Source organism: Micromonospora sp. CNZ280 (assembly GCF_011759515.1).
On sequence record NZ_JAAOYP010000001.1, the window covers coordinates 1,918,639 to 1,942,078 of the forward strand.

Below are 23,440 nucleotides of genomic sequence, written 5' to 3' on the forward strand. Positions count from 1 at the left end.
GGCGACCCGGCCCGGCAGCCCCTGTGGACGACACGCCGCTCATCCACAGCTACCCACCGTATTCTCCCTGCTCACCCCGATCCGCCGGCACACTCGAACGCCGATTTGCGGGGGATCGTGGTGGGTAACGGCCCGTGACGGGGCCGAAATCTTCCAAGATCCGTGGGGAAGCCGGCGCAGCCGACACCGGGACGGGGACGGTGGGGGCGGGGAGGGGCTACCTTGCCGTCATGGACCTGGCGTACCTGCGGGCGCACCCGTCCCACCTGCCGACCTTCCTGACCCACCAGCGGATCCGGGAGACCCCGGTGGCCGGCGGCGACATCTGTGCCGCCTCCCGGCTGACCCTGGACGACGGCCACTCGGTCTTCGCCAAGACCTGGCCCGAGCGGGCCGGGCGGCCGGTGCCGGAGGGTTTCTTCGCCACCGAGGCGGCCGGCCTGCGCTGGCTGCGCGAGGCCGGCGCGGTGGCCGTACCGGAGGTGCTGGTGGCGCTGCCCGAGCTGCTGGCGCTGGAGTGGGTCGAGCCGGGCGAGCCGACCGCCGAGGCGGCCGAGCGGTTCGGCCGGGAGCTGGCCGGGCTGCACCGGGCCGGCGCGCCGGCCTTCGGGGCCGACTGGCCCGGCTTCATCGGCGCGCTCCCGGCGGACAACACTCCCGATCCCGGCCCGTGGTCGAGCTGGTTCGCCCGCTGCCGGCTGCTGCCCTACCTGCGCCGCTCGGTCGACGGCGGGGCGTTGAGCGGCGCCGAGAGCGCCCTGGTCGAGGAGGTGGTCGACCGGATCGGCGAGTTCGGCGGCGACGAACCACCGGCCCGCGTCCACGGCGACCTGTGGCCGGGCAACGTGCTCTGGGGTGCCGACGACCGGGCCTGGCTGGTCGACCCGGCGGCGCACGGCGGGCACCGGGAGACCGACCTGGCCCAGCTGGCCCTCTTCGGCGGCGCGCCACACCTCGACCGGATCCTCGCCGCGTACGCCGAGGCGTGGCCGCTGGCCGACGGGTGGCGGGACCGGGTGCCGCTGCACCAGCTGCACCTGCTGCTGGTGCACACCGCCCTGTTCGGCGCCGCGTACCGCGATGCGGTCGCCCGGGCCGCCCGGGCCGCCCTCGGCGGGCTCACACGCGCTACCGTCGACGGATGACCGCCGCCCAGCCGACCGACGGCCCCCTCGTCGACCGGTACGGCCGCGTCGCCCGCGACCTCCGCGTCTCGCTGACCGACAAGTGCAACCTGCGCTGCACGTACTGCATGCCGGCCGAGGGCCTGCCCTGGCTCGCCGGGCCGCAACTGCTCACCGACGCGGAGATCGTCCGGCTGGTCCGGATCGCGGTGCGCGACCTCGGCGTCACCGAGGTGCGCTTCACCGGCGGCGAGCCGCTCATCCGGCCCGGGCTGGTGGGCATCGTCGCCGAGGTGGCGGCGCTCGAACCGCGCCCCCGGATCTCGCTGACCACCAACGGCATCGGGCTGGCCCGGCTCGCCCCCACGCTGCGCGCCGCCGGGCTCGACCGGGTGAACGTCTCGCTGGACACGCTGGATCCGGACCGGTTCACCCGGTTGACCCGCCGAGACCGGCTCGCCGACGTGCTGGCCGGCCTGGCCGGCGCCACCGCGGCCGGGCTCACCCCGGTCAAGGTCAACACGGTGCTGATGCGGGGCGTGAACGACGACGAGGCGCCGGCGCTGCTCCGCTTCGCCCTCGACCACGGCTACGAGCTGCGGTTCATCGAGCAGATGCCACTGGACGCGCAGCACGGCTGGGACCGCGCCGCCATGGTCACCGCCGAGGAGATCCTCGCCGCCCTGCGTACCACCTTCGACCTGCGGCCCGACCCGGCCGAGCGCGGCGCGGCGCCCGCCGAGACCTGGCTGGTCGACGGCGGTCCGGCCCGGGTGGGTGTGATCGCCAGCGTCACCCGGCCGTTCTGCGGCGACTGCGACCGCACCCGGCTCACGGCCGACGGCCAGGTACGGGCGTGCCTGTTCGCCACCGAGGAGTCCGACCTGCGCGGGGCGCTGCGGGCCGGGGCGGACGACGCCGAGATCGCCCGCCGCTGGCGTACCGCGATGTGGGGCAAGCGGGCCGGCCACGGCATCGACGACCCGACGTTCCTGCAACCCGCCCGGCCGATGTCGGCCATCGGAGGCTGACCGTGACCGACCCGACCCGGCCCGCCGCCGGGCCGCCGCCGCTGACCGTGCGCTACTTCGCCGGGGCGCGCGCGGCCGCCGGCCGCACCGAGGAGACGGTGCCGGCCGGGGGCACCCTCGACGACCTCGTCACCGACCTGACCGAACGGCACGGTGACCGGCTCGCCGCCGTGCTGCGGGTGGCGAGTTTCCTGGTGGACGGGGTGACCTGCCACGATCGTCAGGCCCCGCTGCCGGCCGGGACCACGATCGACGTACTGCCCCCCTTCGCGGGCGGCTGAGGGAGGCGCACATGCTCGCAGTGCTGGGTTTCGTGGGGACCCTGGCGCTGATCACCGGCCTGATCCACCTCTACCTGTGGAAGCGGCTGGTCCGGGACACCACCGTGCCGGGGCGCTGGCGGCGCGTCGGCGGGATCACCGCGCTCGTGCTGGCGCTGCTGGTGCCGGCCACCATGGTCGGCACCCAGGCCGGGCTGTACTGGCTGGCGTGGCCCGGCTACCTCTGGCTCGCGATCATGTTCTACCTGCTGGTCCTGCTCGTCGCGCTGGAAGTGCCGATGCTGGTGACCAGGCTGGTGCTGCGCCGCCGGGTGGCCGCGGCCGAACCGACCGCCGCCGCGCCCGAGCCGGCCCTGGTCGGCGCGACCGGCCCGGCCGACCCGCCGGCCGCCGGCGCCGTCGGGCAGCCCGACCACGACCCGTCCCGCCGGCTGCTGCTGGCCCGGGGGGCAGCGATCTTCGCCGGGCTCACCGCCACCGGCGTCACCGGGTACGGCATCCGCACCGCGCTCGGCCCGCCGCAGCTGGACCGGGTGCAGATCCCGCTGGCCAAGCTGCCGCGGAGCATGGACGGCCTGCGCATCGCCACCGTCTCCGACATCCACCTCGGGCCGCTGCGCGGCCGGGCGCACACCGAACGCATCGTGGCCGCGATCAACCGCCTGGACGCCGACCTGGTCGCGGTCGTCGGCGACCTGGTCGACGGCTCGGTCGCCGAGCTGGGCGAGGCCGCCGCGCCGCTGCGGAACCTGCGCTCCCGGCACGGCAGCTACTTCGTCACCGGCAACCACGAGTACTACTCCGGCGTCGAGGAGTGGGTGCGGGAGCTGGACCGGCTGGGCCTGCGGGTGCTGCAGAACGAGCGGCGGGAGATCCGGGCCCGCGGCGGAGTGCTCGACCTGGCCGGGGTCAACGACGTCACCGCCGCCGGCACCGGGCTGGCCGCGCCGGCCGACTTCACCGCGGCGCTCGGCGACCGGGACCCGTCCCGCCCGGCGGTCCTCCTCGCCCACCAGCCGGTCGCCGCGGTGGAGGCGGCGAAGTTCGGCGTCGACCTGCAACTGTCCGGGCACACCCACGGCGGCCAGATCGTCCCGTTCAACCTGCTGGTCAAGCTCCAGCAGCCGGTGGTCTCCGGCCTCGGCGAGGTCGACGGCACCAAGGTGTACGTCACCAACGGCGCCGGCTTCTGGGGGCCGCCGGTCCGGGTCGGCGCCGAGCCGCAGATCACCCTCGTCGAGCTGCGCTCGGCATAGCGCAACTCACCCCCGAGCGTGGCGACGCGCGGCGGCGAGGCGTGCCGTGGCAGGATGCGGCGTGCCTCCGTTCAGCGCCGCACCCCCCGGTGGCCTCCCGCCGTTCGTCGCGGACCTGCACATCCACTCGAAGTACTCGCGCGCGTGCAGCCGGGACCTGACCCTGCCGAACCTCGGCTGGTGGGCCCGGCGCAAGGGCATCGGCCTGCTCGGGACCGGTGACTTCACCCACCCCGCCTGGTACGACCACCTGCGCGAGACGCTGCACCCGGCCGAGCCCGGCCTCTACCGGCTCAGCCCGGAGGCGGAGCGGGACATCGCCCGGGGGCTGCCACCCCGGCTGGCCGGGGAGGCCGAGGCGGATCCGGTGCGGTTCATGCTCAGCGTGGAGATCTCGACGATCTACAAGCGGGACGACCGCACCCGCAAGGTGCACCACCTGATCTACCTGCCCGACCTGGACGCGGTGGCCCGGTTCAACACCGCGCTCGGCCGGATCGGCAACCTCGGCTCGGACGGCCGGCCGATCCTCGGCCTGGACTCCCGGGACCTGCTGGAGATCACCCTGGAGGCCAGCCCGGACGGCTACCTGGTGCCGGCGCACATCTGGACGCCCTGGTTCTCCGCGCTCGGCTCCAAGTCCGGCTTCGACGCGATCGCCGACTGCTACGCCGACCTGGCGGGGCACATCTTCGCGGTGGAGACCGGCCTCTCCTCCGACCCGGAGATGAACTGGCGGGTCGGCAGCCTGGACGCGTACCGGCTGGTGTCCAACTCGGACGCGCACTCGCCGCCGGCGCTGGCCCGGGAGGCGACCGTGTTCGCCACCGCCCGCGACTACTTCGCCGTCCGGGACGCCCTGCGCACCGGCGACGGGCTCGCCGGGACCATCGAGTTCTTCCCGGAGGAGGGGAAGTACCACGCCGACGGGCACCGGCTCTGCGGGGTGAACTGGGCCCCCGAGCAGACCCGCGCGGCCGGCGGGCGCTGCCCCGAGTGCGGCAAGCCGCTCACCGTCGGCGTGCTCAGCCGGGTCGAGGAACTGGCCGACCGGCCGGCCGGCCACCGCCCCGAGCAGGCCCGCGAGGTGACCCACCTGGTGCCGCTCGCCGAGATCCTCGGCGAGATCAACAAGGTGGGCGCCCGGTCCAAGAAGGTCGACGGGAAGCTCAACGACCTGCTCGCCGCGCTCGGCCCGGAGCTGGAGATCCTCACCCGCACCCCGCTGGACGAGATCGCGCGGGTCGGCGGGGAGGTACTCGCCGAGGGGATCGGCCGGCTGCGCCGGGGCGAGGTGCGCCGGGTCCCCGGCTACGACGGCGAGTACGGCGTGATCACCCTCTTCGACCCGGCCGAGCTGGGCGGACCGATGCCGGGGACGCAGGCCGAGACGCTGTTCGACGTACCCGTGCCGGCGCAGCGCAGGCCCGCGGAGCCGGCGGCCCGACCCCGGGCCAAGCGCCCGGCGGCGGCCAAGGCCGAGCCGAAGCGGAAGCCCAGCCCACCGCCGCCGCCGATCGCCCCGCCCCCCTCACCGCACGAGCCGTTCGAGCCGATGCTCGCCGGCATGGAGGAGGTCGGCACCGGCCTGCTGGACCGGCTCGACGCGATGCAGCGGGTGGCCGCCTCCGCGCCGGGCGGGCCGCTGCTCATCGTCGCCGGACCGGGCACCGGCAAGACCCGGACGCTGACCCACCGGATCGCGTACCTGTGCGCGGAGCTGAACGTCTTCCCGGAGCACTGCCTGGCGATCACGTTCACCCGGCGGGCCGCCGAGGAGTTGCGGCACCGCCTCGACGGGCTGCTCGGTCCGGTCGCCGAGGACGTCACCGTCGGCACCTTCCACTCGCTCGGGCTGACCATCCTGCGGGAGCACGCCGAGGCGGCCGGGCTGCCGGTGGACTTCCGGATCGCCGACGACGCCGACCGGACGGCGGCCCGCTCCGAGGCCGGCGACGACCGGACGGCGTACACCGCGCTGCTGCGCAAGCAGGGCCTGGTCGACCTGGACGAGCTGCTCACCCTGCCGGTCGCGCTGCTGCGCGAGGACCGGGCGCTGGTCGAGCGCTACCGGAACCGCTGGCGGTGGATCTTCGTCGACGAGTACCAGGACGTCGACGCAGTGCAGTACGAGCTGCTGCGGCTGCTCAGCCCGGCCGACGGCAACCTCTGCGCGATCGGCGACCCGGACCAGGCGATCTATTCGTTCCGCGGCGCCGACGTCGGCTACTTCCTGCGCTTCTCCCAGGACTTCACCGACGCCCGGCTGGTGCGGCTGAACCGCAACTACCGCTCGTCCGCGCCGATCCTGGCCGCCGCGGTGCAGGCCATCGCGCCGTCGTCGCTGGTCCGCGGCCGCCGGCTGGACCCGGCCCGGCTCGACCCGGAGGCTCCGCTGGTCGGCCGCTACCCGGCGGCGTCCGTCGCCGACGAGGCCGACTTCGTGGTCCGCACCGTCGACGAACTGGTCGGCGGACTCTCCCACCGGTCGCTGGACTCCGGCCGGATCGACGGCCGCTCGACGTCGCTCTCCTTCTCCGACATCGCGGTGCTCTACCGCACCGACGCCCAGGCCGCGCCGATCGTGGACGCCCTGGCCCGGGCCAACATCCCGGTGCAGAAGCGCTCGCACGACCGGCTGCGGGACCGGCCCGGGGTGGCCGCCATCGCCCGGGAGCTGCGGCACGCCGGCGGGCTCGACGGCTCGCTGGCCGCCCGGGTCCGGCTGGCCGGCCAGGTGCTGGCGGAACGCTTCGCGGTGCCGACGCTGGACGGTGCCGGCGCGGTCCGCCCGGAGGACGTCCGGGCGGCGGTGGACCTGCTCACCCCGCTGGCCCGGCGCTGCGGCGACGACCTGCCGCTCTTCCTGTCCCAGCTGGCCACTGGCGCCGAGGTGGACGCCCTCGACCCGCGGGCCGAGGCGGTCACCCTGCTCACCCTGCACGCGGCCAAGGGACTGGAGTTCCCGGTGGTGTTCCTCGTCGGCTGCGAGGACGGGCTGCTGCCGCTGCGCTGGCCCGGCAGCGAGCCCGACGACGACGCGGTGGCCGAGGAGCGGCGGTTGTTCTTCGTCGGCCTCACCCGCGCCCAGGACCGGCTGTACGTCAGCCACGCCGCGCGCCGCAGCCGGCACGGCTCGGAACGCGAGTGCCGCCCGTCGCCGTTCCTCGACGCCATCGATCCCGGCCTGTTCGAACGCTTCGGCGAGACCGAGCCGCGCCGCCCGAAGGACCGCCAGCTCCGGCTGATCTGACCGGCCGGCGGCCCGGCGAGGCGCGTGGCTCGGGCCGGACGTCAGCGGCGCGCCGGCTCCGGGGTTGCCGGCTCGGCCGGCCGGCGCGGGCGTTCGGTGCTCACCACCAGGGCCACCCCGGCCACGATCACCGCGCCGCCGAGCAGCACCTGCGCGGTGATCGGCTCGGCGACGAGCAGCGCGCCGAGCGCCACCGCGACCGCCGGGTTCACGTACGCGTACGTGGCGACCAGCGAGATCGGCGCGTGGTGCAGCAGCCAGACGTACGCGGTGAAGGCGACCAGCGAGCCGGCCACCGTGAGGTAGCCGAGGGCGAGCCAGGAGCGGGTGGTGACCGCGCCCGGATCGAAGCCGCGCAGCTCGCCCCGGCCGACGGCGAGGACGGCGAGCACCGCCGCCCCCGCGAACATCTCGTACACGGTGGCGACGAACGGGTCGGCGGGCATCCGGATCCGGCCCGACAGGAACGAGCCGATCGACCAGGAGGCCGCCCCGACCACCACGGTCAGCGCGCCGACCAGCGGTACGGCGTCCGCCCCACCGCTCGGCAGCACCAGCAGCACCAACCCGACGAAGCCCAGACTCACCCCGGCCAGCGTCCAGAGCCGGGGGCGGTCGCCGGTGGCCGAGCGGAGCAGCACCACCAGCAGCGGCACGGTGGCGACCAGCAGCGCCGCGATGCCGGACGGCACCGCCACCCCGGGCGGCCCGGACTCGGCCAGCACCACCAGCCCGTTGCCGCCGGCGAGCAGGAGCACGCCGACCACCGCGGCGGAGGCGAGCTGGCGCCGGTCGACCCGCAGTGCCCGCGGCCCGCGGCGCAGCCGCAGCACCACCGCGAGCACCAGACCGGCGGCCGCGAACCGGGCCGCCGCCGAGGCGAGCGGTGGCAGGGACTCCACGGCGATCCGGATGCCGAGGTAGGTGGAGCCCCACAGCACGTAGACCAGCAGCAGCGCGGTCCAGATCAGCGCGGGCGCGGCGGCGCCTGGATGACCGGCGGCGATGCTCGGCCCGGGCCGGCTGTCCGGGCCGGTGGACGGGGACGCACTTGGCGGAGGTGAGCTCATTGGTGGTCCACGCTACGGTGGCCTGGGCGTCGGCGTCCCTCGTTGGTGGCCGGCCTCTCACCACTTGGTTCCAGGAGGACGGCATGGCGAACTACGGACCACCAGGTGGCGGTTCCCCGGAGCCGTGGCGCGGGCGGGGGCCCGACGAGCCGTACGAGCCGGACCGCCGGCGCGGGTGGGACGGGTCCGAGGATCCCTACCAGCAGCGCCGGCCGGGGCAGCCGTACGGCGCCGATCCCTACCGGCCCACCGAGCCGTCCTACGACCCCCGGTACGGGTCCGGGCCGTACCGGCCCGCGGATCCCGGGTACCCCGCGGATCCCGGGTACGCCGCCGATCCCGGGTACGCCGCCGATCCCGGTTACCCGGCCGATCCCCGGTACGCACCGGAGCCGGCGTACCGCCCGGAGCCGGGCTACGGCGAGCCGGGGCCGGGCCAGTACCGGCCGGGCGAGCAGTCGTACGCCGGCTATCCGGGCGCCGGAGCGCCGGCCGCACCGTACGCCGGGGAACCGGCCCCGCCGCCGGAGCGCCCGCGCTCCCGCGGCCCGTTGATCGCGGTGCTGGCGGCCGTGCTGGTCCTCGTGCTCGGCGGTGGGGCGGCGGTGCTCTACCTGCTCGGCCAGGACGACGACAACCCGCCGCCGACCGCCGCCGCCGGTGCGTCCGCCTCGGCCCCCGCCGACGGCGCGGAGCCGACCGCCGCGGGTCCGGCGCCCAGCGCACCGGCCCCGGAGGCGTCCGCCGACCCCCGGTTCGTCAAGGCCGGCCAGTGCGTCCGCAACGAGGGGGCGCCCGGTGGCAAGCCCAAACTGCTGATCAGCGACTGCGCGCCGAAGACGTACGAGGTGCTGCGCCGCTTCGACGGCGCGACCAGCGGCGAGCGCGACGCCGAGGCCAAGTGCGCCAAGGTCGCCGGCTACACCAACTGGTACTTCTTCGACAGCGAGCTGGACACCCTCGACTTCGTGCTCTGCCTGAAGCAGCGCTGAACCACCGCACCCCTGGGAGAGAGATGACCACCTACGGACCATCCGGCCAGCCGGACGACCCGTCGCAGCGGCCGCCGGCCGGGCCGGAGGGCCCGAGACCCGCCGACCCGACGCTGCCCCAGTGGGGCCAGCCACCGGCGGGCGGTCAGGATCAGCCCACCCTTCCCCAGTGGGGCCAGCCGCCCGCCGGCCAGGACCAGCCCACCCAGCCGCAGTGGGGCCAGCCCGTCTCCGGCGGCGCCGAGCCGCCCACCACGCCGATGTGGGCCCAGCCGCCGGCGGGCGCACCGCAGCCGGCCGAGCCGCCGCAGCCGCCCGCCGGCTACCCGCCGCCGGCCCCCGGGCCGGGCCAGCCACCGCCCGGTGCCGGCTACCCGCCCCCCACCTCGGGTGCCGGATACCCGCCGCCGCCCGGACCGTTCCCGCCGGCCGGGCCGCAGCCGGGCCAGCCGGCCGCCGGCCAGTGGGGCGCACCGCCGCCGGCCCCCGGCCAGTTCGGTACGCCGCCCGCCCCACCGGCGAAGCGGGGTGGCGGCGGGAAGATCGCCCTGATCATCGGCCTGGTCGTGGTGCTGGTCCTCTGCCCCTGCCTCGGCCTGGCCGGCTGGGCGGTGTACCAGGCCGCCGAGGACGACGACCCGAGCCCGGCGCCGTCCGTGTCGGCGAGCGCGTCGGCCGAGCCGACCGCCGAGCCGAGCCCGGAGGAGAGCAGCGCGGAGCCGAGCCCGACCAGGGACGACGACGACTACGCCAAGGGCGACTGCGTGGTCAACGACGGCACCGACGACGACGCCGAGCTGCGCAAGGTGCCGTGCGGCCCGAACACGTACGAGGTGCTGCTGCGGCTGCCGGCGACCACGGACGCCGACCAGTGCAAGACGCGCGCACCCCGGTCGACCGCGCACTACGTGCACGACAACTCGGTCGACCTCTTCGACTACGTGCTCTGCCTGCGGAAGCGGTAGGCCATCGCGGAAACTAGGGCTGTCTAGCGTGGACGCTAGACAGCCCTAGTTTTGTCTCGAGGCGGTCCCGGCCGGCCAGTTCGCTGGCACGACACGCGGTAGCCCCATCTACGGATGTCTAGCCTCCCCGCTAGACGGCCCGATACTGTGCGAGGCGTGGATCCGGTCCGCAACCCGTACGCCCCGGGCGCCGGCCAGCGTCCGCCCGAACTCGCCGGGCGGGGACGCGAGCTGGACGTCTTCGACATCGTGCTGGAGCGGATCGCGCGGGGCCGGCCGGAACGCAGCCTGATGCTCACCGGGCTGCGCGGCGTCGGCAAGACCGTGCTGCTCAACACCCTCCGCTCGCAGGCGATCAACCGACTCTGGGGCAGCGGCAAGATCGAGGCCCGGCCGGACCAGTCGCTGCGCCGCCCGATCGCCGCCGCGCTGCACATGGCGGTCCGCGAACTCGCTCCGCGACACCGCGCGCCGGACCGGATCGACGCCTTCCTCGGGGTGCTCAAGGCATTCGCCCAGCGCTCCGCGCCGACCGGCCGGGGCGGCGCCGCGCCGAAGCTGCGGGACCGCTGGCAGCCCGGCATCGACGTGCCCGCCGCCAGCGGCCGGGCCGACTCCGGCGACATCGAGATCGACCTGGTCGAGCTGCTCACCGACGCCGCCGGGGTGGCCAGCGACGTCGGCACCGGAATCGCCATCTTCATCGACGAGATGCAGGACCTCGGCCCCGAGGACGTCTCCGCGCTCTGCGCCGCCTGCCACGAGCTGTCCCAGCTCGGCGCGCCGCTGATCGTGGTCGGCGCCGGGCTGCCGCACCTGCCGGCAGTGCTCAGCGCCGCCAAGTCGTACTCGGAGCGGCTCTTCCGGTACCAGCGGATCGACCGGCTCGACCGGATCGCCGCCGACCAGGCACTCTGCGCGCCGGCCGAGCGCGAGGAGGTGGAGTACGAGCAGAAGGCGCTCGACCTGCTGTACGAGAAGTCCGGCGGCTACCCGTACTTCGTGCAGGCGTACGGCAAGGCCACCTGGGACCACGCACCCCGCTCGCCGATCACCGCCGCGGACGTCCGGGTGGCCGCGCCCGAGGCGGAGGCGGAGCTGGCGGTCGGCTTCTTCGGTTCCCGGTTCGAGCGGGCCACCCCGGCGGAGCGCGAGTACATGCGCGCGATGGCCACCCTCTCGCTGATCGAGGGCGAGGCGGACGGGGGCGGCCGGGACGACATGGACGCCGCGGTGCCGACCGCGGAGATCGCCCGGGCGCTGGGCCGCAAGCCGGCCAGTCTCTCGCCGGCCCGGGACGCGCTGATCAAGAAGGGGCTGATCTACTCCGGCGAGCGGGGCACGGTGGCCTTCACCGTCCCGCACTTCGGCCGGTACCTGCGCACCCAGCCGGCCTGAGCCGGGGGTCGTGCGGGCATCCGCAGGACGACCGGTGCCGGGCCCGAGCGGTCAGACCCGGGACCAGGCCGCCGGGAAGAGCACCTCGCCGGTGGGCGGCGGGCCGTCGCCGCTGCTGGCCGGCGGCAGCACCAGGGCCTGCCACGGCTCGCCGAGCCCGGACCACGGGCTGGTCAGGCCCATCCGGTCACCGCGGACGAAGCCGAACCGCCGGTAGTACGCCGGCGCGCCGAGCACCACCACCAGCCGCTCGCCCAGCTCGGTGGCCGCGTCGAGGGCCGCCTGCACCACCGCCGTGCCGAGCCCGATCCGCTGCCGGTGCGGGGCGACCGCCACCGGGCCGAGGGCCAGCGCCGGCGCGGTGTGCTCGTCGGAGCGCACCCGCACCCGGGTGAGCAGCGCGTAGCCGACCACCTCACCGCCGTACTCGGCCACCATGGCCAGCTCGGGCAGCCAGGCGTCGCTGTCGCGCAGCTCGTCGACCAGCCCCACCTCCGGCGGGGTGGTTACGTCGGGGCGGGCGAAGGCGGCGGCCAGCACCCGGTGGATCGGGCCGACGTCGGCCGGATCCTCGGGGCGGAGCCGCAGCGTGGTCACCCGGGCGACGTTACCCGCCCCGGCCGGTCCATCAGCGACGGTCGCTCGAATCGGCGTGGCGTGACGTCCACGTCGGCCGATCGGATCGGCGGTTGCCGGGGTAGCCGTGCCCGCGACGGGGTATGACTGATCCATGAAACCCGTACGCTCCCTCGCCCGAGCCATGTTGAGCGGCATCTTCGTGGTCAGCGGGGCCCGTAACTTCGCCAACCCGGAGCGGCTGGTGACGGCCGCCAAGCCGGTGACGGACCGGGTGACGCCGCTGCTGGAGCGGGCCAACCCCCGCATCCCCACCGACACCACCACGCTGATCCGGGTCAACTCGGCGGTCCAGGTCGGTGCCGGCCTGATGCTGGCCACCGGGAAGTTCGCCCGCCCGGCGGCGCTGGTCCTCGCCGGCACCCTGGTCCCGGTGACCATCGCCGGGCATCCCTTCTGGAACAACGACGACCCGGCGGCGCGGAACAACAACCAGATCCACTTCCTGAAGAACCTGGGTCTGTTCGGCGGGCTGCTGCTGGCCGCGGCCGACACCGAGGGGAAGCCGGGTCTGCGCTGGCGCACCGGTCATCGCATCGGCCACTCTCGACGTTCGGTGCAGCGCGCCGTCCGGACCGCCCGCCGGGAGGCCCGGATCGCCGTACGGTCCGCCTCGACGGCCCGGCGACTTCCCGGCTGACCTGCGTCTATACCATCCCCTTACCAGTCTCACCCCTCCCAACGCCGCGAATCACCTGAACCGCCAGGTAGGCGTTAACGCGGTGGAAATATCAAAAACATGTGTGGGATCGGACACGGTCGCATAACGCGGGAGGCAGTAACGTGAGGCACCGTTCTAGGCTCCGTACCGGACCTGGACGGGTAGGACGACCTTGGTACGGGGGTGGCCACGCCATGCCGGCGACCGTCGGAAGACGGGTGGACCGCCTCGCCCCAGTCCGTCGCGTAACGCGTGGGATCGATCGTAGGACAGTCGTACGGACCGGCATCGTGGCCGCCGTCGCCTACGCCGCATGGCTTGCCATCGGCGCTTTCGGGCGGCCGTACAACTTCTTCGATATGAAGATCTACCATGGCGCGGTGGTGTGGTGGGCGAGCGGTCACGAGCTGTACGACTTCATCGCACCCGGCACCACCCTGGGTTTCACCTACCCGCCCTTCGCCGGGCTGGTCATGCTGCCGATGGCGCACCTGCCGGTCCAGGCGGCCGGGCTGGTCAACGCGCTGGGCAGCCTCGCCGCGCTGGCCGTGGTGCTGGCCGGGCTGCTGCGCCCGATCGTCGACCGGCTGGGCTGGCCGCTCTGGTACACGGTCGCCATCGCGGTGCCGCTCGCGGCGGCGATCGAGCCGGTCCGCGAGACCCTCGGCTACGGCCAGGTCAACGTGCTGCTCTTCGCCCTGGTCATGGCCGACCTCATCGGCCTGCGCTGGCGCTCCCGCCGGGGCACCCACTTCGCCGACGCAGACGGCGCGCTGCTGCGGTTCGTCTACAGCGGCGCGTGGGCCGGTGCCGGCATCGGCCTGGCCACCGCTGTCAAGCTGACCCCCGCACTCTTCATCGGCTACCTGATGATCACCCGGCAGTGGCGGGCGGCGGCCACCGCCGTCGGCACCGCCGTCGGCGTGACCATCGGCACCTTCACCATCGTCGGCACCGAGTCGCGCGCCTACTGGGGCAACGTGCTGTGGCAGACCGAGCGGGTGGGCGCGGCGGACATGACGCCGAACCAGTCGCTGGCCGGCCTGCTCGCCCGCCTCTACGACTCGATCGAGACACCCGGCCTGCTCTGGCTCGCCTTCGCCGTGCTGATGCTGGCGCTGGGCCTGTCCCGGGCCGCCAACGCGCACGCCGACGGCGACGAGCTGACCGCGTTCACCCTGGTCGGGCTCACCGCCAACGTGATCAGCCCGATCTCCTGGACGCACCACCTGATCTGGGTCATCCCGGCGATCATCGTGCTGGCCGACGCCGCGGTACGCCGCCGCGAGGCCAGCCGGGGCCTCAACCAGCGGGCGGCGCAGGCGTCGTCGTACGGGGGGCCACCCGGGGTGAACGGACTACGCCCGCCGATCTGGTACCCGACGCTGACCGGGATGCGGCACGGGGTGGCCGCGGCCGGGCTCTACCTGCTCTTCCTGGTCTCGCCGATCTGGCCGTACGAGCACCAGCTGCCCGAGGTCTCGCACTACCAGGACGGTCTGTTCGGCGCCCTGATGGAGAACTCGCTGGCGCTGGCGCTGATCGTGCTGGTGGCCGCGCTGCCCTGGCGGCCCGGCGCGGAGCCGGTCTTCTACGCCGACCGGCTCGGCCGGCAGGCCGCGCTCTACACCCGCCGCTGAGCGGGACCGCCGGACGCCCGCCGCTGAGCGGGGCCGCCGCTCAGAAAGTGTTGTGATACCTCGGTGTGATCTTTGATGGCTGTGTCGGTAAAGATCACGTCCGTGTCGTTGTGTCTGTAAGCCGGGGTACGAGTCCTCACTGAGCGATCCGCAGTGGGCAGTGATCAAGCCGCTGCTGCCGCGGCGGGATCCACGCCGGGGTGGGCGGCCGCTGGGTTATCCGCGTCGGCTGGTGATCGACACGATTCTGTATGTGCTGCGTACCGGTTGTGCCTGGCGGCATGTCCCGCATGACCTGGCGCCGTGGGATGTGGCCTACCGGTGGTTTCGCTGCTGGAGCGCTGATGGCACGTGGGATCGAGTCCACGACCAGTTGCGAGACGCGGTGCGGGTGGCCGAGGGCCGTGACCCGCAGCCGTCGGCGGCGGTGCTGGACTCGCAGACCGCGCACAGTCACCAAGGCGGGGAGGCGATCGGTTACGACGCCGCCAAACGCACTCGGGGCCGTAAGCGGCATCTGCTCGTCGACACGGCAGGGCTGCTGCTCAAGGCCGTAGTGCACGCCGCGTCTGTGCAGGAGCGTGCCGGGGCCAAGCTGGTGCTGGCAGGCGTCACGGACACGTTCCCGCTGCTGGGCCTGGTCTGGGCGGACGCCGGCTACGTCAACCGCGTCGACGCGAGCCTGCTGGACTGGGCCCGCACCCACGCCGGCATCGAGTTGCAGATCGTGGCCCGCAACGCCGACGTGAAAGGCTTCCAGGTGCTACCCCGTAGGTGGGTGGTGGAACGAACTTTCTCCTGGTTGGGACGGTGCAGACGGTTGGCCCGCGACTACGAGCGCAAGCCCGCGCACGCCGAAGCGATGATCAAGGTGGCGATGATCCGGTTGATGGCCGCGCGCCTGGCCGGTGAGGACGTCGAGCCGCAAGGCCCGATCGAGGCCGAGGCAGCCCGACGCCTCGACGACGAACTCAACCAGAAGTAGCTACCCGGTTACCCAACACTTTCTCAGGGGCAATTGACCCACTCCTCGGTGCCGTCCGCGAACACCTGCCGCTTCCAGATCGGCAGCCGCGCCTTGACCTCGTCGACCAGCCGGGCGCAGGCCGCGAACGCCGCCGCCCGGTGGGCGGTGCTCACCGCGGCGACCAGGGCCACGTCGCCGATGCCGAGCGGGCCGATCCGATGCGACACGGCGACCGCGTACACCTCGGGGTCGGCGGCGATCTCGGCGGCCACCTCGCGCAGCACCCGCTCGGCGCTCGGGTGGCCCTCGTACTCCAGGCTGGTCACCGCGCGGCCGTGGTCGTGGTCGCGGACCACGCCCTGGAACGAGACCACCGCGCCGGCCCGGACGTCGGCGACCGCGGCCTCGTGCGCGGCGAGGTCGAGCGGCTGGTCGGTCACCCCGCCGTAGGTCGTCGTCGGGGCGGTCACCAGGCACGCTCCCCGGGCAGCAGGGGCAGCGGCAGCACCGGCACCCGGTCGCCCGGTTCGCCGGAGGTGTTCGGGCGGATCACCGCGAAGCCGTCCGCGCCGGCCAGCCCGCGCAGCATCGCCGAGCCGACGTGCCGGACCGGGTGGGCGGTGTTCGCGACCCGGTCCAGCCGGACCAGCGCCAGATGGGTGTGGTCGCCGCGGCCCGGCACCGGTTCGGCGAGGGTGGCGTGCGGCAGCACCGGCATCGGCCGGCCGGCCAGGCCGGCGAGCAGCGGGACGACCAGGGACACCAGCGCGATGACGGCGGACTGCGGGTTGCCCGGCAGCCCGGCGACGAACCGCACCCGGCCGTCGTCGCCGACCAGCCGGGCCAGCAGCATCGGGAAGCCGGGCCGCACCGCCACGGTGTTGACCACGTAGTCCGCGCCGAGCGCGGTCAGCGTCGGGTGCAGGTGGTCGACGGGGCCGTGCATGGTGCCGCCGGTGGTGCAGACCAGGTCCGCGTCGGCCAGCGCGGCCCGTACCGCCGCCACGTGCGCGGGCAGGGTGTCGGCCACCGGGCCCACCACGTCGGCCGGGCGCACCTGGCAGCCGTAGCGGCGCAGCCAGGCCGGCACCGCCGGGCCGAGCGCGTCGCGGACCCGGCCGGCGGCCGGCGGGCCCTCGGTGAGCAGTTCGTCGCCGAAGACCAGCAGGGCGGCCCGCGGCTGCCGCCGCACCAGCAGGGCGTCCTGGCCGCAGGAGGCGGCCAGGCCGATCAAGGCCGGGTCGACCGGGGTGCCGGCGGGCAGCAGTTCCTCACCCGCGTAGGCCTCCTCGCCGGGCGCGCGCCACTCGGGCGCCGGTCGCGGTACGCCGTCGACCAGGTCGTCCGCGGTACGGCTGGACTCCTCGACCCGCAGCACGGCGGTGGCGCCCTCGGGCACCATCGCGCCGGTGGCGATCTCGACGGTGGTGCCGTCCTCGGTCAGCGGGGCCGGGTTGCCGCCGGCCAGCACCCGCCCGACCACCCGCCACGGGCCGGCGCCGCGCACCGCCCAGCCGTCCACGCTGGAGGTGGGGAAGGCGGGCAGGTCGGTCCGGGTGGTCAACGGTTCGGCCAGGGTGTGCCCGTCGGTCTCGGCGAGCGGCCGGCGCTCGGCGGGCAGCGCGGCGGCCAGCCCGACCGCGTACGCCCGGTCGCGGGCCTCTTCCCAGCCGGCCGGCGGCGGCGCGGTGACCCGGCCGGCGGCGGATGCGGTGTCCGTGCTCACCGGCCGAGCCTATCCGGGCGGCCGGCCTCGGGGCGGCTCAGTGGTCGCCGCCGCGGATCTGGTCGACCGCGTGGTGGAGGATCGGGCCGAGCACGGCGAGCCCGTCGCGGGCGCCGCCGGTGGAGCCGGGCAGGTTGACCACGAGGGTGCGGTCGGCGACGCCGGCCAGCCCGCGGGAGAGCGCCGCGGCGGGGACCCTGTCGCGGCTGTGCGCCCGGATCGCCTCGGCGATGCCGGGAATCTCGTAGTCGAGCAGCGCCCGGGTCACGTCCGGGGTCCGGTCCGACGGGTTGATGCCGGTGCCGCCGCTGGTGACCACCACGTCCATCCCGTCGGCCACCGCCGCGCGCAGCGCCGCGCCGACCGGCTCGCCGTCGGGCACCACCACCGGCTCGGCCACCTCGCAGCCGAGCGCGCGCAGGCCGGCGACGAGCAGCGGGCCGCTGGTGTCGGCATACACGCCGGCGGCGGCCCGGTTGGACGCCACGACCACCCGGGCGCGGATCACGGCCGGCCCTCCGGGCGGAGCCACTCACCGGTCTTGCCGCCGGTCTTGCGCAGCACCCGGACCGCGTCGACGCTGGCCGCCGGGTCGACCGCCTTGACCATGTCGACCAGGGCCAGCCCGGCGACGGCCACCGCGGTCAACGCCTCCATCTCCACGCCCGTCCGGTCGGCGGTGCGGGCGGTCGCGGTGATCTCCACGGTGTCGTCGGTGAGGGTCAGGTCGACCGTCACCCCGTGCAGGGCGATCGGGTGGCAGAGCGGGATCAGGTCGGGGGTGCGCTTGGCGCCCATGATGCCGGCCAGCCGCCCGACGGCGAGCGCGTCGCCCTTGGGCAGCCCGTCGCGGCGCAGCAGGTCGACCACCTCGGGGGTGGTCCGCAGCCGGCCGGCGGCGACGGCCTCCCGGCCGGAGACCGGCTTGGCGGAGACGTCGACCATGCGGGCCGCGCCGGCCGGGTCGACGTGGGTGAGCTGCGCGGGTTCGGTCACGGGGGCGAGCCTATCGGGCGGCGGGGAAGCAGGGCGCCGCACCCGCTCACCGGATGGGGAGTGGACGACATATCCGCTCGGCATTCGGGCGTGCCGGATTCCGTGGATTCGGCGGCGGCGGAACCGCGCCGTCGACGGGCTTACCGAACGACGTTCGTCATTCCGCGGATGACGAGGGGCCATCCAGCTGTTACCGGACCATTGCGAGAAGCGCTCACCGGCCGGGTATCCGTTCCCGTTAGCGATTGTCGCGCGGGTGGGGGAGGTGGCCAACCACGTGAATCTCCACAAAATTCGTCGAGCACGTGACCCGAACGCAACTCACTTCCTGCAAGTTGCAGCATTGCCGCTGGTCAGCGGGGTCGAAAGATGATCGCCCGGGGTCTCGGGCCGGCCCGGGAAGCCCGACACCGGCCGAAACGACGATGAGCCGACGCCGCCTTGCCCGCAGACTGGAGGGACGGGGACCATCTTTCCAAGGACTCGCGGCCGGGCGGCACATTGCGCGACGGATCGACTGCGAAGGAGAGAACATCCATATGCTCTCCGCGCATATCTGGTCGACAGAACGTCACCATTAGGCATGGTATTAGCTAATGTTGAGGATACCGACATTTATCACTGCTAACCATGCCCTTCTTCACTTAAGCTCCGTTTCATCAGCCAGACGACACGTCCGGCTAAATGCGACTCTCGCGTGTGAACGGAAGGGGCAGCGGCATGCGCGGCAACGACTGGGGCTGAAATCGTCCGGAGCTCTCCCGGCTTCCCGGCGGTAGGCTGCCAGCAGGTGCGGGCGGTCACCCGGGAGTGGAGTGACTCTTTTCAGGCGACGCGACACTGAGACCGATCGGCAGCTGCGGCTGCTCGTCGGTCTCGTCGTCGTTGTCGCCGCGATCGTCGCGCTGGACTCGCTGCGGCTCGCCCTGACGTCGGCCGCACCACGGTCCGGGAACGACGTCGGCACCCTCGTGATGCTGGTCTTCATGATCGCGGTGGGCACGCTCGTCAAGGCGCGGATCCGCGTCCGGTCGACCAGCCACCTGATCAGCTGGAACGAGACCGCGATCGTCATCGGCGTGGCCATCGCCCCCACGCCCTGGGTGGTCCTCTGCACCGGCGTGGGCGTCGCCATCGCCTCCTTCCGACTCGCCCCGATCAAGATCGCCTTCGGCGTCGGCAAGAACATCGTGGTCGCCTGGGGCGCCGGGTCCATGCTCGCGCTGCTCGACGCCGCCTGGCAGTCGGCCGACGCGCTGCGGATGGTCGGCCTGCTCGCCGTCGTCTACCTCGTCGCGGTGTTCCTGGACGAACTCCTCGCCATCCCGGTCATCGCGCTGGCCTCCGACACCCGGATCTCCCGCCAGTTCCGCAGCAACCTCGACCTGCGGCTGGCCGGATACGCGGTGCGGTACGTCATCGCCGTGTGCACCCTGCTCATCGTCAAGGCGGATCCCCGACTCCTGCTCGCCTTGCCGCCGCTCGTGCTGAGCCTGCACCTCGCCTACTCCACCCGGTTCCGCACCCGCACCGAGCAGCAGGCGTGGCAGCGGCTGGCCCGCACCACCGACGCACTGAACGTGGTCGACCTGGACAAGGTCCTCACCACCGCGGTCACCCAGGCCGCCGAACTCTTCTCCGCCGACGAGGTGGAGATCGAACTGCGCGACGGCGGTCGCACCGTCCGGGGCGGCGGCGGCATCACGTACGACGGGCCGGCCGGCCAGCCCACCAGCGTCGACAGCACCGTCGTCCCCATGCTGTTGGAAGGGCACGACCGGGCGGTCGACGTGGGCGTGCTCCGGCTGCGGTTCCGGGGGCCGGTGCAGCTCTCCGAACGCGAGCAGTACACGCTGCGCACCTTCGCCTCGGCCCTGTGCACCGCCGTGCGCAACGCGCAGGCGTATGCCGAGCTGGCCCGGGTCGCCGACGAGCACGCGTACGCCGCCACCCACGATCCGCTCACCGGGCTGGCCAACCGCCGGCATCTGCTGGAGGAGGGCACCGAACAGCTCAGCGCCCGGCACGCCGACGGGGTGACCGCCCTGGTGCTGATCGACCTCAACCACTTCAAGGAGGTCAACGACACCCTCGGGCACGCCGCCGGCGACCAGGTGCTGGTGCAGGTCGCCGACCGGCTGCGCGGCGCCGCCCAGGACAGCGACCTGGTGGCCCGGCTCGGCGGCGACGAGTTCGCCGTGCTGCTGCGCGGGCTGCCGGCGCCTGCGGTGGCCGCGCACCGGGCCGAGGCGCTGCTCGGCGCGCTGCACGAACCGTTCGACCTGGACGGCATGCGGATCAGCGTGGAGGCCAGCGGCGGAATCGCCGCCGCCCCGGCCAGCGGCGGGATGGCCGAACTGCTGCGCCGCGCCGACGTGGCGATGTACCAGGCCAAGCGCGCCGGCCAGCGGACCTCCACCTACGCCCCGAACCGGGACACCGCCGACCTCGGCCGGCTGGCCCTCGGCGGCGAGCTGCCCCGCGCCGTGGCCGACCAGGAGTTCAGCGTCAACTTCCAACCGATCGTCGACCTGGGCACCGGCGTGGTGACCGCCGCCGAGGCGCTGGCCCGCTGGCACCACCCGGTGCACGGCGTGATCGACCCGCTGCGCTTCCTGGAGGCGGTGGAACGCTCCGGCCTGCTTCCCGCCTTCGCCGAAGCGATCCTCGACCAGGCGCTCCTCGCCGCGGGCAGTTGGCGCGACGCCGGCTTCGACGTGCCGGTGGCGGTCAACGTCTCCCCGCGCAGCCTGCTCGACGCCCGCTTCCCCGGCTCGGTGCTGGCCCGGCTGCGCGCGCACGATCTGCCGCCCGACCGGCTGGTGCTGGAGCTGACCGAGACGCTCACGCTCAGCCAGCTGGACGTGGTCGACCGGGTGCTCAGCCGGCTTCGCGACGAGGGCGTCCGGCTGGCGTTGGACGACTTCGGCACCGGCTACTCGTCGCTCTCGCTGCTCTCCCGGATCCCGGTGCACGAGTTGAAGATCGACCGGAGCTTCGTCACCGAGATGGAGACCTCGGCCGAGGCGGCCGCGGTGATCCGCTCCACCCTCGACCTGGGGCGCAGCCTCGACCTCGCCGTCGTGGCCGAAGGCGTCGAGCGGGAACCGCAGCGCCGCGCGCTCTGGGAGCTGGGCTGCGCCGCCGGGCAGGGCCACCTCTTCGGCCGGCCGATGCCCGCCGGCACCCTGCTGGCCGCTCTGCAACGCGGCTCCGGCGGCAGTCCCGGGTCGCTGGCGGCCCCGCTGCACGACGCGGGCGCGGTGATCCGGCTCGCCCCGGGCCGCCGGCAGAACGGCCGCGGCCGCACCGACCGGCACCTGCCCGCCTGAACCGGATCCGCGCCCGCGACCTCCACCGCGTCGGCCCGCGAGCCGTCCGCCGGCGGTCTGCCAGACTGGCGCGCGTGACCGCCGCCCCCGCCACCCGACGTCCCGTCTGGCAGAAGCTGGACACCGCCGCCGGCGGCCTCGCCCTCGACCTCGGGCTGTACGCCGTCTCCGCCGCCTTCGCCGCGATCACCGCCGTCACCTCCACCCTGCTCCCGCACCGGGCCTGGGGCGGCCTCGCCGCGGTCGGCTACCTCCTCGCCGCCCTCGCCGCCACCGGCCAGTTCCTGCTCCACCGCCAGTCACCCGCGTCACCGCTGACCGGGCTGCCGGCACGCTGGGCGGTCACCGCCTTCGCCTGGACCACCACCGCCCTGCTGCCGCTGGTCGCGCAGAGCGTGCAACGGGCCGGTGGGCGTACCGACCGGGCGCAGGAGGAGGTGCTGGTGGTCGAGCACTCCGGCGGCCGGCTCGTCGACACCGGCACCCCCTACCTCGGGCACGACGCGATCGCCGCCCTGCCACCGGGCGAGCAACTGCTCGGATACACCCCGTACCAGCCGGGCATGGCGCTGTTCGGGCTGCCCCGGGCGGCCGTCGACACCTGGTGGACCGACGCCCGGGTGTGGTTCGCGGTCGGCACCGCGATCGCCCTCGCCCTGGCGGTCCGCGCGCTGCGCCGGCCGGGCGGCCGGACCGCCGGCCGGGACGGCGCACTGCTGCGCGGCGTGCAGGCGGCCACCGTACTGCCGATCTGCGCGCTCACCCTGGCCACCGGCGGTGACGACCTGCCCGTCCTGACGCTCTGCCTGCTCGCGCTCGCCCTCGCCGCCGCCGACCGGCCCGGCGCGGCGGGCATCGCGGTCGGCGTCGCCGGCGCGCTGAAGCTCTTCGCCTGGCCGGTCGCCCTCGTCCTGATCGTCTGGGGGGCGACCCGCCGGGCCGGGCTGCGGGTCGCGGCCGGCGCCATCGGCCTGCCGGTCGCCGCGCTGCTGCCGGTGCTGCTCGTCGACCGGGACGCGCTGGTCGAGAACGTGCTCCGCTTCCCGCTCGGCCACGGCCTGGTCACCAGCCCCGCCCAGTCCCCCTTCCCCGGGCACCTGATCGCCAGCACGCTGCCGGCCGGCCGGCTGATCGCCGCCGCGCTGCTCGTCGCGGCCGGGCTGGCGATCGCCGTCCGGCTCGCCCGCCGCCCGCCGCGCAGCGCCGTCACCACCGCGCTGATCTGCGGGTACGGGCTGCTCGCCGCGATCCTGCTGATGCCGTCCACCCGGTTCGGCTACCTGCTCTATCCGATCGCGTTCCTGGTCTGGGCGCCCGCGCTACGGCCGGTGCCGGCGGACTCGCCCGCCACGACGTCACCGTGATGCTCGCGTCGGCGCGGCGAGCCGACCCCGAGTGAGCCGCACGGGCCGGCCGACCGGTTCCGCGAACTGGCGGGCGAAGGACGGCGGCAGGGCGTACACCTGGAACATGACCACCTACCGCGACCGGGCCGAGGCGGGCCGGATGCTCGCCGACCGGCTCACCGCCCTGATCGGCGAACCGGACGTCATCGTGCTCGGCCTGGTGCGCGGCGGCGTACCGGTGGCGGAGGTGGTCGCCGAACGGCTCGGCGCGCCCCTGGACGTGCTGGTGGTACGCAAACTCGGCATGCCCTGGGCACCCGAGGTGGCCTTCGGCGCGCTTGGGCCGGGTGGCGTGCAGGTGCTCAACGACCAGGTGGCGAGCCGACTCAGCGCCGAGGACATCGCCGAGGTCACCCGCCGCGAGCAGGCCGAGCTGGACCGGCGGGAGCGGCTCTACCGGGCCGGCCGGCCACCGCTGGGCCTCGCCGGGCGTACCGCCGTGATCGTCGACGACGGCCTGGCCACCGGCGCCACGGCCCGGGCCGCCGTGGAGGTCGCCCGCCGGCTGGGCGCCCGCCGGGTGGTCGTCGCCGTGCCGGTCGGCTCGCAGGAGGCGTACGAGATGCTCTCCGCCGAGGCCGACCAGGTCGTCTGCGCCCAGCACCCGCCGGAGTTCATGGCGGTCAGCGCCTACTACGACGACTTCCACGAGGTCTCCGACGACGAGGTCACGGAGGCGCTGACGGCGACCGCGTGACCGGACCGG

Annotated in this window: 19 protein-coding genes and 1 pseudogene; 14 read left to right on the forward strand and 6 right to left on the reverse strand. The window is 74.5% G+C overall.

Annotated features, from left to right (window positions below; all coding sequences use genetic code 11):
* Window positions 1-230: 230 nt before the first annotated feature.
* From FHX32_RS09160 to FHX32_RS09180, 5 genes are all read left to right on the forward strand, one after another.
* Complete coding sequence (locus tag FHX32_RS09160) at window positions 231-1,145, forward strand: fructosamine kinase family protein (protein WP_167180318.1); 915 nt, start codon at window positions 231-233, stop codon at window positions 1,143-1,145.
* Entirely contained in the window at window positions 1,142-2,155 is a 1,014-nt protein-coding gene (gene moaA, locus FHX32_RS09165; protein WP_167180319.1) for a GTP 3',8-cyclase MoaA, read from the forward strand. Before FHX32_RS09160 ends, moaA begins: the two co-directional genes overlap by 4 nt.
* Before the next feature lie 2 nt (window positions 2,156-2,157).
* Window positions 2,158-2,436 carry a MoaD/ThiS family protein gene (locus FHX32_RS09170; RefSeq protein WP_486480975.1) on the forward strand — a complete coding sequence of 93 codons (279 nt, stop codon included), beginning with the start codon at window positions 2,158-2,160 and terminating at the stop codon, window positions 2,434-2,436.
* 11 nt (window positions 2,437-2,447) lie between these two features.
* Entirely contained in the window at window positions 2,448-3,692 is a 1,245-nt protein-coding gene (locus tag FHX32_RS09175; RefSeq protein ID WP_167180320.1) for a metallophosphoesterase, read from the forward strand.
* A 61-nt stretch (window positions 3,693-3,753) separates the two neighbouring features.
* Entirely contained in the window at window positions 3,754-6,945 is a 3,192-nt protein-coding gene (locus FHX32_RS09180; RefSeq protein WP_167180321.1) for a UvrD-helicase domain-containing protein, read from the forward strand.
* A gap of 41 nt (window positions 6,946-6,986) precedes the next feature.
* Here FHX32_RS09180 and FHX32_RS09185 read toward each other — a convergent pair whose 3' ends face one another.
* The gene (locus FHX32_RS09185; RefSeq protein ID WP_208418018.1) at window positions 6,987-8,015 is read right to left on the reverse strand and encodes an EamA family transporter; all 1,029 of its coding nucleotides are present in this window, start codon (window positions 8,013-8,015) and stop codon (window positions 6,987-6,989) included.
* 707 nt (window positions 8,016-8,722) lie between these two features.
* On the opposite strand from FHX32_RS09185, the pseudogene FHX32_RS34945 reads away from it, so the two are divergent.
* The 3 genes and pseudogenes from FHX32_RS34945 to FHX32_RS09200 all read left to right on the forward strand — a co-directional run.
* Window positions 8,723-9,007 (forward strand): annotated as a pseudogene (locus tag FHX32_RS34945) (LppU/SCO3897 family protein); the annotation flags it as partial.
* 548 nt (window positions 9,008-9,555) lie between these two features.
* Window positions 9,556-9,972 (forward strand): LppU/SCO3897 family protein, encoded by a 417-nt coding sequence (locus FHX32_RS09195; protein WP_167182473.1) that lies wholly within the window; start codon window positions 9,556-9,558, stop codon window positions 9,970-9,972.
* Between the two features lie 156 nt (window positions 9,973-10,128).
* A complete protein-coding gene (locus FHX32_RS09200; protein ID WP_167180323.1) occupies window positions 10,129-11,370 on the forward strand; it encodes an ATP-binding protein in 1,242 nt (413 codons plus the stop codon).
* 51 nt (window positions 11,371-11,421) lie between these two features.
* On the opposite strand, the gene FHX32_RS09205 is transcribed toward FHX32_RS09200, so the two are convergent.
* Window positions 11,422-11,967: a GNAT family N-acetyltransferase gene (locus FHX32_RS09205; RefSeq protein ID WP_167180324.1), complete on the reverse strand. Its 546-nt coding sequence runs from the start codon at window positions 11,965-11,967 to the stop codon at window positions 11,422-11,424.
* Between the two features lie 133 nt (window positions 11,968-12,100).
* Between FHX32_RS09205 and FHX32_RS09210 the strand changes: the two genes are divergently transcribed.
* The 3 genes from FHX32_RS09210 to FHX32_RS09220 all read left to right on the forward strand — a co-directional run bounded on the left by FHX32_RS09210 (window position 12,101) and on the right by FHX32_RS09220 (window position 15,292).
* Window positions 12,101-12,646 carry a DoxX family protein gene (locus tag FHX32_RS09210; protein ID WP_167180325.1) on the forward strand — a complete coding sequence of 182 codons (546 nt, stop codon included), beginning with the start codon at window positions 12,101-12,103 and terminating at the stop codon, window positions 12,644-12,646.
* Window positions 12,647-12,861: 215 nt separating this feature from the next.
* The gene (locus tag FHX32_RS09215) at window positions 12,862-14,307 is read left to right on the forward strand and encodes a glycosyltransferase 87 family protein (protein ID WP_167180326.1); all 1,446 of its coding nucleotides are present in this window, start codon (window positions 12,862-12,864) and stop codon (window positions 14,305-14,307) included.
* A gap of 139 nt (window positions 14,308-14,446) precedes the next feature.
* Window positions 14,447-15,292: an IS5 family transposase gene (locus FHX32_RS09220; protein ID WP_109901909.1), complete on the forward strand. Its 846-nt coding sequence runs from the start codon at window positions 14,447-14,449 to the stop codon at window positions 15,290-15,292.
* 23 nt (window positions 15,293-15,315) lie between these two features.
* Here FHX32_RS09220 and FHX32_RS09225 read toward each other — a convergent pair whose 3' ends face one another.
* Genes FHX32_RS09225 through moaC form a run of 4 tightly spaced genes read right to left on the reverse strand, consistent with a single transcriptional unit; the run spans window position 15,316 to window position 17,996 of the window.
* Window positions 15,316-15,744 (reverse strand): molybdenum cofactor biosynthesis protein MoaE, encoded by a 429-nt coding sequence (locus FHX32_RS09225; protein WP_088996653.1) that lies wholly within the window; start codon window positions 15,742-15,744, stop codon window positions 15,316-15,318.
* Window positions 15,741-17,000, reverse strand: a complete 1,260-nt coding sequence (locus FHX32_RS09230; RefSeq protein ID WP_167180327.1) for a molybdopterin molybdotransferase MoeA — start codon at window positions 16,998-17,000, stop codon at window positions 15,741-15,743. Before FHX32_RS09230 ends, FHX32_RS09225 begins: the two co-directional genes overlap by 4 nt.
* Window positions 17,001-17,037: 37 nt before the next feature.
* Window positions 17,038-17,508, reverse strand: coding sequence for a MogA/MoaB family molybdenum cofactor biosynthesis protein (locus FHX32_RS09235; protein WP_486480976.1), 471 nt, complete (start codon window positions 17,506-17,508; stop codon window positions 17,038-17,040).
* Window positions 17,505-17,996 (reverse strand): cyclic pyranopterin monophosphate synthase MoaC, encoded by a 492-nt coding sequence (gene moaC / locus FHX32_RS09240; RefSeq protein WP_167180328.1) that lies wholly within the window; start codon window positions 17,994-17,996, stop codon window positions 17,505-17,507. Before moaC ends, FHX32_RS09235 begins: the two co-directional genes overlap by 4 nt.
* An 815-nt stretch (window positions 17,997-18,811) precedes the next feature.
* Here moaC and FHX32_RS09245 point away from each other — a divergent pair.
* The 3 genes from FHX32_RS09245 (at window position 18,812) to FHX32_RS09255 (ending at window position 23,431) form a co-directional block, all read left to right on the forward strand.
* A complete protein-coding gene (locus FHX32_RS09245) occupies window positions 18,812-21,328 on the forward strand; it encodes a bifunctional diguanylate cyclase/phosphodiesterase (protein ID WP_167180329.1) in 2,517 nt (838 codons plus the stop codon).
* A 74-nt stretch (window positions 21,329-21,402) separates the two neighbouring features.
* Window positions 21,403-22,692 carry a glycosyltransferase family 87 protein gene (locus tag FHX32_RS09250; protein WP_167180330.1) on the forward strand — a complete coding sequence of 430 codons (1,290 nt, stop codon included), beginning with the start codon at window positions 21,403-21,405 and terminating at the stop codon, window positions 22,690-22,692.
* A 106-nt stretch (window positions 22,693-22,798) separates the two neighbouring features.
* Window positions 22,799-23,431, forward strand: coding sequence for a phosphoribosyltransferase family protein (locus FHX32_RS09255; protein ID WP_167180331.1), 633 nt, complete (start codon window positions 22,799-22,801; stop codon window positions 23,429-23,431).
* Window positions 23,432-23,440 lie beyond the last annotated feature (9 nt).